Source organism: Hungatella sp. SB206 (genome assembly GCF_051132295.1).
GTDB classification, from domain to species: Bacteria; Bacillota; Clostridia; order Lachnospirales; family Lachnospiraceae; genus Hungatella; species Hungatella effluvii.
Genome location: NZ_CP096603.1, coordinates 5,505,083 through 5,520,977, shown reverse-complemented (window position 1 = coordinate 5,520,977; position 15,895 = coordinate 5,505,083). Strand labels below are relative to the sequence as shown.

At 45.4% G+C, this 15,895-nt stretch carries 8 protein-coding genes; all 8 read left to right on the top strand.

Translation table 11 applies throughout. The features are described 5' to 3' along the window. The first annotated feature begins 2 nt into the window (after positions 1-2). The gene (locus tag M1L66_RS24440; protein WP_434688669.1) at positions 3-5,882 is read left to right on the top strand and encodes a hypothetical protein; all 5,880 of its coding nucleotides are present in this window, start codon (positions 3-5) and stop codon (positions 5,880-5,882) included. Positions 5,883-6,052: 170 nt separating this feature from the next. Continuing rightward, positions 6,053-6,523 (top strand): low molecular weight protein-tyrosine-phosphatase, encoded by a 471-nt coding sequence (locus M1L66_RS24435; protein ID WP_434688668.1) that lies wholly within the window; start codon positions 6,053-6,055, stop codon positions 6,521-6,523. A 168-nt stretch (positions 6,524-6,691) separates the two neighbouring features. Beyond that, positions 6,692-8,296 carry an FAD-dependent oxidoreductase gene (locus tag M1L66_RS24430; protein WP_434688667.1) on the top strand — a complete coding sequence of 535 codons (1,605 nt, stop codon included), beginning with the start codon at positions 6,692-6,694 and terminating at the stop codon, positions 8,294-8,296. A gap of 85 nt (positions 8,297-8,381) precedes the next feature. Next, the gene (locus tag M1L66_RS24425) at positions 8,382-9,743 is read left to right on the top strand and encodes an ABC transporter substrate-binding protein (RefSeq protein ID WP_187024073.1); all 1,362 of its coding nucleotides are present in this window, start codon (positions 8,382-8,384) and stop codon (positions 9,741-9,743) included. 181 nt (positions 9,744-9,924) lie between these two features. Continuing rightward, positions 9,925-10,791 carry a carbohydrate ABC transporter permease gene (locus M1L66_RS24420; protein ID WP_002602583.1) on the top strand — a complete coding sequence of 289 codons (867 nt, stop codon included), beginning with the start codon at positions 9,925-9,927 and terminating at the stop codon, positions 10,789-10,791. Between the two features lie 11 nt (positions 10,792-10,802). After that, the gene (locus M1L66_RS24415; protein ID WP_002602584.1) at positions 10,803-11,642 is read left to right on the top strand and encodes a carbohydrate ABC transporter permease; all 840 of its coding nucleotides are present in this window, start codon (positions 10,803-10,805) and stop codon (positions 11,640-11,642) included. A gap of 42 nt (positions 11,643-11,684) precedes the next feature. Further along, positions 11,685-13,424, top strand: a complete 1,740-nt coding sequence (locus M1L66_RS24410; protein WP_434688666.1) for a glycoside hydrolase family 9 protein — start codon at positions 11,685-11,687, stop codon at positions 13,422-13,424. Between the two features lies 1 nt (position 13,425). Then, on the top strand, positions 13,426-15,891 hold the full coding sequence (locus tag M1L66_RS24405; protein ID WP_434688665.1) for a LuxR C-terminal-related transcriptional regulator: 2,466 nt from the start codon (positions 13,426-13,428) through the stop codon (positions 15,889-15,891). Positions 15,892-15,895: the final 4 nt, after the last annotated feature.

The following is a 15,895-nucleotide window of genomic DNA, read 5'->3' as shown; positions in this document are numbered from 1 at the left end:
AAATGAATTATTCCGAGAAAACAAAGCCTGGAATGGGAGATCCATATTGGTATGAATGGTCTGTAGGACAGCAGTATATCATAGATATGCTTAATCCGGATAACAACATAAAATGCGTAGAGTTACAAGCTGACATAGGACTAGGCCTGGATGATGTGGTGGTAACATACGAGGCTGGAGAAAAATTGTTTATTCAGGTAAAGCATACAAGAGCTGATGATACATTGACCTTTGGAAATCTTATTGCGATTGATAATTCAAAAAAAGATGAGAAAAACAAGTATTCACTTCTGGGAGAACTTGCGAAATCCTGGATTGATGAAAAGGATAAGTATCAAAGAACAAGAGTCTGTTTATTTACAAACAGGAAAGCAGGAAATAGAGTATCTTTTGCTGGGCAGGGCAGAAGTGTTAAGCGTCCAGCATTAAAGACATTTTGGGAGGAACTAAAAGAGCAAATTATAGGTGCAAAAACATTTAATGAGATAGTATTTCCGGAATACGAATCAGCATGGAATGAATGGAAATCACAGCTGAAGTATATTGAAAAGGATGAGGATAAACTATCATTTTTGCGTTGCCTTGAAATAGAAACAAATCAAGTGGGCCTAATTGAAATAGAGGAAGATTTGTTAAAAAAATTGCAGATGGCATTTAATGCGAAGCCAGATGTGGCGAAAACCTTATTGATGAAACTGGATCACGCATTAAGAAATTGGACAACCTCTATAAGAATAGCTTCATGCATTACGGCAGAAGATGTTTATGCAGCTCTTGCTGTAGACGAAGATACAGTTTGTTACAACCATGATTTAATTCCGTCAGAACCATTTTTTCAAAGTCGAAATGATTTGGTAAATAAACTGGAAACAGAACTGTTAGATGGGAACAGTAGGGTTGTTTTCTTATCAGGAATTCCAGGTACTGGAAAGACAAATATTGTAAGTAAAATCAGTGGAAAAAGAAATAGTATAGTTGATATCAGGTATTATGCATATGAGCCTATAGATCCATCAAAGGAATATCTTCCTATGGATGTTTCAAAACGTGTTGACAAGACGAATTTCTGGAATGAACTTTTTAATCAGCTTAGAAAACTTTTAAAAGGCAAATTACAAAAGTATAATGTTCCTGTTGTTAATGGATTAATGACACTGGAAGAAATGAAAGAGCAATTTTTTAAAATAGCATCTAGGTATGCGGAAGATAATGAAAGAACATTTATTATTGCAATAGATGGAATAGATCATGCAGCAAGAGCTGGTTTTTTGGAAGAAACTTTTTTAGCTACGCTCCCAGATCCAGAATATATTCCGTCAAATGTGAAGATTCTTCTGGCAGGCCAGCCGAAGGAAGACTATAAGAATTATCCGCTGTGGCTATTTGAAGAATTAAAGAACGTAAAAGAAATAATTGTACCACCATTACAGGTATCGGATATTTTAACGCTTGTAGAAGATAAAATGCCAGAGAAAAATGCAGTTAATAAACAGCAGATATCAAATCTTATAGGAAAATATGCGCAGGGGAATACGCTTGCAGCAATTTTTGCAGTACATGAAGCTATGCAGCAGTCTGATCCGGTGAAACTCGAGGAACAGTTGAAAAATAGAAAATTAAGTGGAAACATTCAAGAGTATTATAAATCCATATGGGATGCGGCAAAGAAAAATATGCAAATTCCGTTTGTGGATTATAAAATGGCGGGAGTGTTTGCTTTTTTTAATGAACCTATTAATGCAGTAAAAATGCAGGCATTTTTTCCGGAAGAAAACATTTCTGTATCAGGATGGAAAAATGTGTTGATGGCACTAAGACCGCTGCTGATTGCAAATGGTGAAAATTATACGTTATTACATAATGATATAAGACTGTATTTATCTGGAATCATAGGACAGGATATAGATCACGTCAGGGAGGTATACACTGGGCTTTCGGATTATTACTTGAACTTGAAAGAGAAGAGTCTGGCTTATTATAGCGATATTTTACGCTTTCTAAAGCTGGCGGGGCGAGAAAAAGAATTTACAAAGGTCTATTCTGCAGATTACATTATTTCAGCATATGTTCATGGTGTTGAAATAAGTGAACTTAGAGAAATCTCCAAAGACATTTTAAAAGGTATAATTGCTCATAATCCGATTGATTGGACGAATATGAGATGTTTGGCTTTGGGATATATGACTATTGATCAAATTGAAAAAAGCAGTTATGAAATTGAAGGATCGAATTTTAGAAAAAGTTTGACATCAATAAATATTCACCCATATGAATGTTATGTACAGCCGGAATCTGTATGGAATTTTGATATACTGGATACAGTTATAAGTTTAGTAAAGCGTCTGTATGATGGGGGAGAATTAAATAGAGCCAAGAGCCTATTTAAAAATTGGTTTTCTGAAATAGACATTGCACAAATATACACGTACATGGTATCTGAGGATGATGACAAGGAATTCTTTTCTTCAGGATTTCAGAATGTCGCAGATAATTTGGCTGAATGTGTGTGTCGTTCAGGAGAATTTTCAATTTTGTATGGTATGAGAGAGTTAGCAGAAATTAATAATAGAGTTGCATATCATTTGGCAGAATCTGTTTTAAAAAATATTTTTTTATTTTTATCAGGCGAAGAACTTTCAAGTGCATTAGATACATTAGAATTGGTATATATAGATCCGCTTGTTGAAGGTGTAAAGAAGTTAATCGAGCAAAATCGATATGAAGATATCAAACATGTAGATAATGTTTTACGTGATAGGTTGTCACGAAATAGTATGGGAAAATTAATATCTACATTTATGCAGATTGTAGCGAATCCTCAACAGTGGTCTAATGTTTATAAAGAGGAAATATGGAATCAGATTAAAAATGTCGATTTACCAGACAACCATGTTGAAAATTTAATGACATATTATAGTATTTATGCAATTGTAGCAGCATATTTGCAGCCAAAAACAAGAAGTGAATTGGCGCCATCCATAACGGATACTTTCATGGAAAAGCATAGTCATTACAATCGTTCTTATTTTGGGATGTATTTTAATAATATTTGCTTTATAGGGAAATGGTTATCTGCAAAACATGCAGGAAAGAAGTTCTTTGAAAATGTAGTGGAAATGAAGCAGCTCATGACTACATTATTAATAAAACACTGGAATCCAAATGACAGAGATTTTGAGACCATTCATTTAAGACCATTTATACTTAAAGCGTATATTGTGTTGTCAAGAAATGAAGCTGAAGAGTTTAAAGGTACCGTGGATGATATATGTGAGACTGTATTTTCTATAAATCCGGTTAATCAATTATTGGATACTGGTATATTTTATTATCGAAATAATAAAAATCGGATACATGACTGGTTTAATGAATGGCTGGAAGAAGATGGCAAAGTTTGGAATGAAAGCATAGGGGATCGCAATCGAATTATTCAAGATTTTTGTACAGTTAAAGAGCGGTATGATATTGATACAATTGATATGAATAATGTGTTGGAAAAAGCTCGGTGGTCAGTTGTTGGATATGTATCTCATAAAGAGTACGCTGGAGATTATTTGCTAAGCTGGTATAATACACTTGTTGAATATAATGATAAGTTCATATATGAATATGCGGAAACAGTGAAAGAAATTTCGGATAAAATGGAATTAGTAGGAGATAATCGTCTTGAGTATACGTTAAATAGCAAAATATTTGCAGACATATTCAGTGGCGGATATCCGAAAATAGAAGGAATTTTGCAAAATAACCATTATCTTGCGCAGGGATTTAAGATGCCTTCTTATTTGGTGGATGGTCTGATTGGATATTTGAAAAATGTGAAATTGAAAGAAGCCGAGTTGCTTTCTATATGGGCAATAGGTATGGGACTCCTTGACTGGCGAAATGAAGATAATCATGCGACTATTCATTCGCTTCAGAGAGCAGTTGAATTGTGTGCGGAAAAAAGTGAAATTAAGTCTATATATCACAGACTTAAAGAATATGGAGCTGCATACATCAATTTATGTTCAGATCCTGTTAAATATATAATTCCGAACAGGTGGTGTGATTCCGTAAATTCAGTTTCCATTAGTGAGATATCAATTGAAACTATTGAGAAATACCTTTTAGGTGATGAAAGCACTGTAAAAAAGGCCGAATTAAAAGAAGTGATTCAGGAGTTGATAGATAGACATGAAATGCCAGAAGAAATTTTTAAAGAACTGTTAAGATATGAATTTGGAAAAGATTCTTATAGTATCAGCCATAATAGCATTTTAGAGTATTTAGTTGAGCAGTCCACACCAGATCTTTCTGATCAGGCAATTTGCGATTATCTGAATGATGTAGTACAACGGGAAAGTAATTATTTGGAATTAGATTTACCAGAAATAGTTCGATGGAAGATGCATCAACAGGGGGAACAATATTGCAAAGAAGGAATGGATGAAATTATAAAAATGCAGAGGAGCTGGATGACAGCAGCTGGACATTTTCAAGAACCGGAGATAGAGGAAGACAATGATTATTATAATCTGATTAACTGGGACTATGCAGATAAAATAGAGACGTTGTTTTATCAGATAATGAAGCTGCTGATTTTATCAGAGGATGCAGATGCCGCGCGGACAGCATTGACAGGGGTGTTTGCAATGTTAAGATGCGATAATAGGTATCTGAAAAATATCGAGATGGACTGGAATAGCTATCATTATCGAGCTAAAGAGTGGTTGCTGATGATATATGAGTTGTTATGGTGTTTTGATGAAAATAGTAGATCTGTGCTCTATGAGATTGTTCAAAAACACTGTAACGATGATGATTTCAATGTTGCACTATATTCAAATATTATGCTGGAAACATTGTGGCCAAAGCAGTTTGAAAAATATTTGAGGGAAGATAAAAAATTTTTTTCAATAATTCCAGAATGCGGAATAAAAAAGCTGATAAAAACAACAAGAGATACCCCATGGATCAATGGATATGATTGTGTCATAGAAATGAAGGAGAGAATTGAAAAAAGCCTGGAAATAAATTTGGATGATGTTGAAAGAAGAACAGCTGATTATGCGGAACAACTGCCAGAAATTCCAAAACTTATAAAACTAAATCGTTCCTCATCAAATTGCCGAGTTGTTTGTGATAAAGTAAATATTGCATTCTTCCGAGTATTGTATAAAGATTGGGTATCTGGTAGATGGGATGGAGTAGAGAATGAATTGGCACGTATTATTTTGTCAGCATCAGAGCCATATACATTGTTAGTTACGCCATCATATTGGTGTGAGAATAAAGGAATACTAATCAGTAATGTTGATAAATTTTCAGAACTTAGCAGAGAAAAACAGTTGTTACAAATTCGGGAAATATTGGAAACGAATGTACCAGATGAGAATGTAGTACTTGCGGGCGCTGTTGTTGATTACACTTATAAACAAGAAATATTTGGCTTTATGCTGACTTATTTAAATATTCCTGGTATGAAATCAAAATATGCAGCTTGTGCGTATGAGAGAAATTCAAAATTGGTATTGCAGAGAAGAGATGATTTCTATGAGGAGCCACATTATAATATTACCATGCATCATAATGGCATAGAGAGTTTTAAGCAAAGCAATATTATGTGTGGTTTTAGTAAAGAAGCATTGTTGGCTTTTGGATGGAACATATCAATTGATGCTGGTGGTGTTAAATTATTTGATGAAGATGGTTCCCAGATTGGAAAACTTGAATGTTATTATGGAAATAGAATTAGTCTTGGAAACCGGTATCATAGCAATCAACCATACATGCAAAGGTGGATTGTAGATAGAACTGAGTTGGAAAAGAAATTACTTCAAGCGGAAATTCCAAACGTATTAAAAGATGTAGTGGATGTAGTGATTCGAGAATATGAGTAAGAAGTTATATTGTGTGTGTCAGTTACTGATCCACTTACTACACCATTTGCCCGGTAATTTACGCAGATTTATGTAGATATGCGTAGAGAGAGGCAAAACCAAAAAATAAAAAAATGCTGGAAAGCCAGTAATTACAGGCATTTAAAGGCTTATGAAGGGATATAAAAGATATGATAAAAATACTTTTCGTCTGCCACGGCAACATCTGCCGCTCCCCCATGGCCGAGTTCGTCATGAAGGACATGGTAGAAAAACGCCGTCAGGCCGACCGTTTTTACATTGCGTCCGCGGCTACCAGCCGTGAGGAAATCGGCAATCCGGTTCATCACGGAACGAGGAACAAACTGCGCCAGTACGGTATTTCCACAGAGGGAAAACGGGCAGTGCAGATGACGAAGGCCGATTATGACAAGTACGATTATCTCATCGGGATGGAGCAGTGGAACATTACCAACATGATGAGAATTCTGGGAAGCGACCCGGAGAGAAAAGTCTCGAGGCTTTTGGATTTTGGGTCGAATCCGAGGGATATCGACGACCCGTGGTATACCGGAGATTTTGATTCTACCTACCGGGATATCTGTGAAGGATGTGAGGCGCTGCTTGACTATATTGACAGATGTGAGCCTTTAAACCGCTGAAAATAGCAAGCCTCCTGTTTTCCGGAACTAAGCGGAAGGGAGACTTTTTATGAAGAGGGGATGCAAAATACCCCTCTATTTTCTTGTGAAAATATACTATCAGTTGTGATAGTTGTGGATATAAATTGTGCATTATATAATAAGAAAAAAGAAACGGAGTGAACAGCCTTGAATCAATATAAAGGGGAAGCGTGGCTGGGAGAAGAGCCACGGATCAGGGAAGAAACCATAACCGAAACAGTGTCCGCGGATATCATTGTGGTAGGCGGCGGTCTGGCCGGAGTGGCGGCCGTCAGGCAGGCGGCGGAGATGGGACAAAAGGTTCTTCTCTTTGAAAAATGCAGATGCGTTCAGGCCAGATCCGGAGACTTCGCCGTCATGGACAGCAAGGTGGCGAAACGCTGGGGACGGGATGATCTGAATAAAACAGAGATTGTCAACAATCTGATGCACGACATGGCCTATAAGGCCAGTCAGAATATTTTGAAACGCTGGTCGGAGGAAGCTGGAAAGGCATTCGACTGGTATCTGGAGGGGCTGGAAGATATTGCGGTACTGGATCGTACCGATCAGGTCCCCCCAAAGGGTGTAAAATGCTATGTACAGCCGAGGCGTCTGCCTCTCCCGGAAGGTTTTGACAACGCCCGGGAGAATTTCAAATGCTACCAGGTGACTGCATGGATTCGTCCATCCCATATCGCCCTGTGCCGCGGTAATTTTGAACTGGCGGAGAAGACGGGAAATGTGACCTCCTTCTTCAATACACGGGTAAAAAAGCTATTGAAAAACGGTGACGGCCGGGTGAAAGGCGTGATCGCCGGGACCAGGGAAGGCGGCCTTATAAAGGCTTACGCCTCAAAGGGGGTCATTCTGGCCACGGGAGATTACATGAGCGATGAAGCAATGCTGAGACGGTTCCTGCCTGGAATGATGGAGACGCCGAAGCAGTGGACCAGCTACGACATGGACCGGCAGCCATCCAACACGGGTGACGGTCATAAGATGGCGCTCTGGGCGGGGGCGAAGCTCCAGGACAGCCCGCACGCGCCCTGCGCTCATCATATGGGGAGTGTGTTCGGCGTAGCGGATTTCCTGCTTCTAAATACCCGTGGAAAGCGGTTCGTCAATGAGGACGCGCCGGGACAGCAGTTGGGAAGCCAGATTGAGAACCTGCCGGATAAGACGGCGTGGCAGATCGTGGACGGGAACTGGAGAAGCTATATACCGAAGGAGTATCCGAACCACGGCTCTGTGTGCTCCGTCATGGAAGATGAGGAGCTGGAGAGCGGGATGGTTTATGATAAGCTTTGCTTTATCGACAACTACATCGCACCGAAGTATGTCCGGAAAGCGGTGGAGGATGGCGTTCTTCTGGAAGCGGAGACGCTGGAGGAGCTGATTGTGAAAACGGGTCTTCCTGCGGATACGGCGCTTGCGTCGGTGGAACAGTACAACCGTCTCTGTGAGAAGGGGGAGGACACGGACTACGGCAAGAGAAAGGACCGGCTGTTTGCAGTAAAACAGGGGCCATTTTATGCAGCAAAATTTACACCGGCAGTCATGATCGCGGCTATGGGAGGAATCCAGAGTGATGAGGAGGCCCACTGTTACGACACAGAAGGAGCGATCATTCCCGGTCTATACGTTGCGGGAAATGTGCAGGGAAACCGGGTAGCCGTGGATTATCCTCTGACCGTGCCTGGCCTGAGCCATTCGCTGGCTCTGGTATACGGAAGAATCGCTGTGGAAAGCGCAGTGAGGGAGAGCCGGTAAAGCTCCAAATAAATAAGGCAGACAATAAATCAATATAAATAGCAAAAACTGCGCAGCTGCGCATGAAAATGGAGGAAAAGAAATCATGAAAAAAGCAGGAAAAGCTGTGGTACTGATGACGGCTCTGGCGGTAACCGGAGCACTGCTGGGGGGCTGTGCGGGCGGCACGGCGGACAGCAGGACGGAAGCGGGGCAGACTGAAGCGGGAAAGACGGAAGCCGGTAAGGGCGCAGAGGATTCCGCAAAGACGGAAGCAGCCGGGGGAGATGCTTCAGAAGGGACTGTAAAAGAAGATATTCGTGTCGTAACATATTTCGCAGGTTCCGATGCCTACGCGCCGGTCTGGAAAGAGGTGTGTGCCGATTACATGAAGGACCATCCGGGCATCACCATCGTTGACGAGTCCCAGCCGACTTCTGGAAGCAACGATTTATTCAAGACGAAGGTTCAGGCCGATCTGGCAGCAGGCAATCCGGCGGACTTGGTTCTTTACTATACGGGCGAGGCTTATACGAAGACCTTCGAGGACTCAGGGCTGTTCGTGGATTTTGGAGACATTTTGAAGGCAGACCCGGAATGGGCAGGAAACTTCAAGGAGTCCCCGCTGGAAAATGTTCAGTATCAGGGAAAGCAGTACGCGCTCCCATTCATCGGATATTATGAAGGTTTGTTCTATAACAAAGCGCTGTTTGAACAGTACGGACTGGAAGAGCCGACCACATGGGAAAATATCATGAAGGCAAACGAAGTATTTTCCCAGAACGATATCGTAACGCTGTCCATGTCCCTTGGAATGCCGTATATCACCACGGAAAACTTCATTATGGGCGCTTCGGGCAAGGAAAACCACAGAAATTACTTTGATGACAGCTGGGGCATTGCCATCGACTGCATCGCAGAGCTTTACCAGAAAGGCGGACTGCCGAAGGACACCTTCACCATCTCAGAGGATGATGTAAGACTGCTCTTTTCAGAAGGAAAAGCGGCTATGATGATCAATGGTTCCTGGTGTACAGAGAGCCTTCAGGGCAATCCGGACATGAGAATCATCTCCATGCCGACGCTTCCGGGCGGTACAGGCGGCGAAAACTGTGCGATTGCAGGATTTTCCTCCGGATGGCATATGACAAAAGCGGCCAATGAGAGAAGCGGAGAGACTTTAAAATTCTTAAAATATATGACATCACCGGAGACCATGGCCAGATTCATCGCCTACGGCGGAAGCCCTGCCATCGTCTGCGACGCACCGGAGAATTCCAGCGAACTCTTAAAGAGCGCAGTAACCATGCTGGAGAAGGCGCAGTACCAGGATGCAGCTCTTGACTCTCAGGTGAATCATGAGGCGTATGAGACCTTAAACAATGGAATCCAGTACGTCTGCGAAGGCCAGATGACGAGCGCGGAGGTGCTCAAACAGGCCAAACAGCTGAATGAGTCCGGTCAGTAAGGCGGCCGGGAAAGACAGTGATGAAAGCCGGGGGTTGTGCTCGAACGGGTACAGCCTCCGTGTGCTCATAACAAGTCACTCCACTAAGCTCGTGAGAGACCTCGCTAAGTGGAGATGACATGTATCGCACGTAAGCGGCCAAAGGACGCCCGCTAAGTGCTCATAACAAGGAGGAAAAAACGTGGCACTGAAAGGTAAAAAATATGTTTGGATCTGTATCGCGCCGGCCATGATCCTGATTATGGCGTTTTTGATCTATCCACTCATAAAGACGGTAATATACAGCTTTTCTTCCTGGTATAATTTTGCGCTTACCAGTGAATGGATTGGTCTCGACAATTATAAGCGGATATTCTCGGACATGGTCATGCCCGTGGCATTTAAAAATACGGCGATTCTGATCGCGGGTGTGCTGATTTTCCAGGTGGGATTTGCGCTTTTGCTGGCGATCATGGTGGACAGCGCCCATCACGGATTTAAACTGTTCCGGACGGTTTACTTCTTCCCGATCGTCATTTCCGGTACGGCGATCGGCTTGATGTTCACTCTGATTTACAAGTATGAATACGGACTTTTAAATTACTTTGTCACACTTCTGGGATATGACAAGCAGGTGTGGATCACGCCGAAGACCGCGATCTATCTGGCCCTGATCCCTGTTTTGTGGCAGTATATCGGCTTCTATTTCGTTATTTTCTTAACCGGTATCTCCAAGATTCCGGAGGACATCTATGAATCCGCCATGCTGGATGGCATTACCCCGGTGAAGAAGATTTTCTATATTACGATCCCGATGTTGAAAGATGTGCTGGTTTCCACCGTAGTGCTCGTCGTATCCGGATGTTTCCGCGTATTTGACACCATCTACGTGATCACCAAGGGCGGCCCCATGAATTCCAGCCAGCTGCTAAGCACCTATATGTACCAGACTGCTTTTGAGAAATACAACGGCGGATACGCCAGCGCCATCGCGGTGGTGATGATCATCATCGGCGTATTGCTGACCATCGGGCTTCGGAAGCTTTTGAAGGCCGATGTCGAAGAGTAAGGAGAGACGGCATGGGAAATAAAAAACTAAAAATCAGCAGTATCCTGTTATACGCGGTTCTCATTTTCTGGCTTCTGATAACCGTGATTCCCATTCTGTGGGTATTTGAAAATTCGTTTAAGCCTTCGGAAGAAATTCTGTTAAATGGAGTAGCCTTTCCGAAAAGCCTGGATTTTTCCAATTACCGTTCCATCTTTTCGTATCCGGATGTGAACATGTTCCGCTCCTTCTTTAACAGCTTCCTGATATCCGGAGGCGTGGTGGCGGGAGTGGTCTGTTTCGGAGGCCTGGCTGCATTCGGTCTGGGACGGTTCGATTCGGGAGTCGGAAAGGTGGTGGAGGCCGGCATGGTAGCCTGTCTTCTGGTTCCGGCATTTGCAACTATGATCCCCAACTTCGTTACGGTAAGCCGCCTTCCGATCCGGGAAACGTACCTGGCGGTTATCGTCCCCCAGGTGGCGGGTAATCTCTGCTTCGCCATCATGCTTCTGTCGTCCTATATGCGCTCCCTTCCAAACGAACTGGATGAGGCGGCCATTATCGACGGCGCAGGACCGTTTCAGGTCTTAAAGCATATCACGGTGCCGCTGTCGAAGCCCATGTTTGCTACCGTAGGGATCATGGTATTTATCTGGTCCTACAATGATCTGATTACCTCCCTGGTCTACATATCCGATCAGAAGCTGAAGCCTGTCTGCGTAATACTGACCATGGTCAGCAACATGCACGGCACGGATTACGGCGCCATGATGGCGGCTATCTTTATCACGGTGATCCCGGTTCTCATCCTCTATATGATGTCCCAGGAAATGGTCATCAAGGGGCTGACCGCGGGAGCGGTGAAAGGTTAAGCTGGTACTGTGCTGCGGCAGTGAAAAAAAAGGAGAGTTTGGATGAGAGTATTTGTCAATCACATTGGATTCGACGGGACGGATTATAAAACAGCGGTTCTGGAGCTGGAACAGGAGGCGGCGGAGATAAGCGCCTGGCTGGAAGCGGATAACGGGGAACGATATCACGTGGCGGTGAGCAGTCCGGAACGGATTCCGGACTGGTCGGAGGGCTGCTACTACGTCCTGGACTTTTCCGATGTCAGACGGGAGGGGACGTACCGGCTTGCCGGATATGCCGATGGGAAGGCATTTCGATCGGAGATCATCACGGTCACCGGCGATTTCCTGAACCTTCGCATGGTGAATGCATCCAGAGCTTATCTAAAAGGGGAGCGGTCTTCCGGTGAGTGGCTGAAGGCCGACCGGAACGTGGCGTTTACGGGGGCGAGAGAGGGGACTCTGGATTTACACGGAGGCTGGTATGACGCCACCGGTGACTTTGGAATCCATCTGACCCAGCTGTCTCACACGGCTGTCTATAACCCCATGCAGTCCCTTCTGCCTTCCTATGTCTGTTTCGATATTGCGGACCGGATGGAAAAAGAGGAGTTAAGAGACTGCAGAATCTTAAAGAAGGAGCTTCTCGACGAGGCGTACTGGGGCGCGGATTATGCGATGAGACTTCACCGCGAAGGCGGCGGATTTATCCGATCGGTGGACCGGGGGGAGGCGTTTTCCGAGGAACAGTGCCGTTCGGTGGACTATGAGTATTTCCGGTTCAGCGGGCATGAGGAGGATGAAAGCTACTTAGCAGAGACCATTGAAGAGAAGCATTATGAGACGTGTATGCGAAGCGGAGCCGGACTGGCGGCCGCGGTATTGGCCTCCGCTGCCCGGCATAACGGTGCTTCGGGGGAGTATCCCTGCGGCCGGTATCTGCAGGCGGCGGAAGAGTCCTTTCAGTATATGACGGAGCACAACGAACAGTATTCCAGCGACGGAACCTGGAATTTCCTGGACCAGTACTGTGCCCTGGCGGCGGCAGCCGAGCTGTATGAGACTACGGGCTCTGAGAAATACTTAGAGGCGTGCAGACGATTTTTCCGCGGGATGAAGGACAGTGCTGTCGCTATGGAGCAGGGCGTCTGGTTCACGGCCAGGGAGGGAGAACTGTATTTCCATCCTTCCGATGAGGGATTTCCTCTCATTGCCATGATGAAATACGGCAGTCTGGAACCGGATGATATGCGGAGAAAAGAGGCGATGGACCTGGTGGCACAGGCGTTTGTCCATGTGCTTTCCATCAGCGGAAAACCGTTCGGATACGCGGCATTTACACAGAAGATGGGGGAGACAGAGACCAGCCGGTACTTCTTTCCTCATGATACGAAGGCGGCGCCCTGGTGGCAGGGGGAAAATGCCAGAATCGCATCTCTGGCCGCGGCGGCACTCCGTTTTTCCTGGCAGAAGGAAGCGGGGGAAATGTCGGGGGCGCTCCGTAAGTTTGCCGGGCACCAGCTGGACTGGATCATGGGATGCAATCCCTTTGACAGCTGTATGATCGACGGCTTCGGCAGAAACAACATTCAGTATTTCTTCCGGAACCAGTATGATTTCATGAACAGTCCGGGGGGAATCTGCAACGGAATCACGTCGCGGGAAGCGGATGACAAGGGGCTTGAATTTATCATGGTCCCCACCGCGGAATGTGACGACAACTGGAGATGGGCGGAGCAGTGGCTTCCCCATGCCTGCTGGTATTTAAATGCCATGGGCTGGAAACTGAAACGGGTGAAATGATATGGCTTCCAAATATATTGAACGCAAACGAATATTAGTGAAAATGGAGAATATCGAGCGGTATCCTCTTTCCATCGTTCACGCCCCCATGGGATATGGAAAGACTGTGGCGGTGCGGGAGTATTTAGACACCACTGAGGCGGACTGCGTCTGGGTCTCCCTGGCAGGCTCGGAGGGGGAAGCCGACTATTTGTGGGCGAGGCTGTGCGATGCCTTAAACGAGGTGAATGAGGACCTGGCGGCGCGGTTTTCTGCCATCGGATTTCCCTATGACTGCTTTAAAACCGACGCGCTCTTAGACGTTCTCATGGACTATGATTATAAAAACCATCTGATTCTCGTATTCGATGATTTTCACACGATTGAGGAAAACAACGTGTTTGAGCTGATAAAGGCTATCGTCCGGGAGCGGCTTTCCGGCCTTCATATCGTGCTTATCACCAGGGAACTGGCAAAACTGGATGCGGCGGATTTATACCAGAAGCAGCTGTGCTTCACTATCACGGAGAAATCCTTAAAATTCAACCGGGAAGAGGTGTTCCAGTACCTGGATTTCATGGAATGCCGGATGAGCGAGGAAGAACGGGAGCGGGTCTACCAGATCACCGACGGATGGGAATCCATGCTTTATATCACCGCAAAGGGAATCAAGCAGGGACTTCCCGTGGGCAAGAGTGCCACTGCCGATGACATCATTGAACAGAACTTCTACCATGACTTAAGCCCGGCGGAAAAGGAGGTTCTGTGGCGGCTGTCGGTCCTGTCATCCTTTACGAAGCGCATGGCGGCCGCAGTGTTGGATAATTCGGAGCTTTACGACGCCTTCGAAATTCTCATCAGCAAGAGTGTATTTTTCGTCTTTCATGAACCCGGCCACACGTACCGGCTGAGAAATATATTAAGAGACTACATCTACGAGCGCGCCCTGATCGACCGGGTGGATTTTACGGAGGTTTACAGAAAGAGCGGGCAGTGGCTGCTGGCCGACGGCCAGTACTCCAAAGCCTTTGAATGCCTGTACCGGGCGGGAGAACTGGAGGAGATTCTCTCCATTTTAAACCAGGATACCCAGAACGACAAGGGAATCTGGAGCAGCGGAAATATCCGCCAGGTGTTTGAAAAGGCCGGCAAGGAGCTGTGCTACCGGTATCCGTTCGCCTATTTAAAATACCTGCTGGCCTGTGCCATGGACAGGAAGCGCAACTATATTCCCCGGGTAAAGCTCTGCCTCGACCGGCTGGAGGAATACTGCCGCGGTTCTGAGTGCAGGGATGAGATGCGGGAAATGGTTTTGGGAGAAATCTGCATGGTGCGGAGCCGGATTTCCTTTAACGACATTGCGGTCATGGCGGAATATGCCAGAAAGGGCGCGGAATATTTCGGCGGCGGCTGTTCCTGCATCGTGACCAAGGAGACGGAATTTACCTACGGCCTTCCCTGTATGCTGATGGGATACGTGAAGGAGCAGGGAAGTGTGGCGGAGGTGCGGGACGCCTTTTGCACCCAGGGGATGAGCTTTGCGGAATCCACCGACGGCTGCGGAATTGGCTGCGACTCCCTGGCTGCGTCCGAAGCGGCGCTGGAGACGGGAGCATGGGAGCAGGCGGAGCTTCACGCCTATAAGGCGTATTTTAAGGCGAAGGCGGCGGAGCAGCTGGGCATCATGATTTCTTCCAAGCTGGTGCTGGACCGTCTGAATCTGATACAGGGGAGCAGCAGGGACCGGATCCTTTCGAACAGTACGTTAAAGGACGAGGTGATCGCGGCCAACAACCCGGTTTTAAACACCACCTTTGATTTGTGCGGCGCCTATATTAACGGATGCTTAGGAAGGGTGGACAGCATTCCGGAGTGGATCAGGAAAGGGGATATCGAAAAGGGAAATTTCCTCTTTCAGGGAACCGGATTTTTCTATGTGGTCTATGGAAAATGCCTCCTGCTGGGAAAAAAATACATTGAACTGGACTCCCTCTGCGAATCCTTTTCCACCTTCCTAAAGCCGTTCCAGTACCATCTGATCCGGATTTATTTCATGATTTATGAGTCTGTGACGAAGAGCTATTTAGAGAGCCGCCCCAGGGGCGGGGAGATCTTGAAAGAAGCGCTTAAGCTGGCGGAGAAAGACCATCTCATCATGCCTTTTGCCGAGAATACGGGCCATGTCAGGCTGATGCTGGAGGCGCTGTTAAAACGGGAAGAGAACCCCTATATCCGGGAGGTGCTGGAGGCCTGCAGGCGGTACAGCAGCCAGCTGAAGCTTTTTCACGCCTGCGAGGTATCGCTGACGGACCGGGAGCTGGAGATTTTAAAGCTGCTGGACGAGGGCTATACCCACGAGGAAATCGCCGGTGAGATCTATATTTCCATCGCCACGGTGCGGTACCACGTCAAAAATATCTACCAGAAAATGGATGTGAACAACAAAATACTGGCGTTAAGAAAAGCAAAAGATCTTAATCTTATTTAATAAA

What these genes read in the sequence shown, in the direction of transcription:
- M1L66_RS24405 (WP_434688665.1), top strand. Translation starts at nt 13,426, where the DNA reads ATGGCTTCCAAATATATTGAACGCAAACGAATATTAGTGAAAATGGAG.
- M1L66_RS24425 (WP_187024073.1), top strand. Translation starts at nt 8,382, where the DNA reads ATGAAAAAAGCAGGAAAAGCTGTGGTACTGATGACGGCTCTGGCGGTA.
- M1L66_RS24440 (WP_434688669.1), top strand. Translation starts at nt 3, where the DNA reads ATGAATTATTCCGAGAAAACAAAGCCTGGAATGGGAGATCCATATTGG.
- M1L66_RS24435 (WP_434688668.1), top strand. Translation starts at nt 6,053, where the DNA reads ATGATAAAAATACTTTTCGTCTGCCACGGCAACATCTGCCGCTCCCCC.
- M1L66_RS24415 (WP_002602584.1), top strand. Translation starts at nt 10,803, where the DNA reads ATGGGAAATAAAAAACTAAAAATCAGCAGTATCCTGTTATACGCGGTT.
- M1L66_RS24410 (WP_434688666.1), top strand. Translation starts at nt 11,685, where the DNA reads ATGAGAGTATTTGTCAATCACATTGGATTCGACGGGACGGATTATAAA.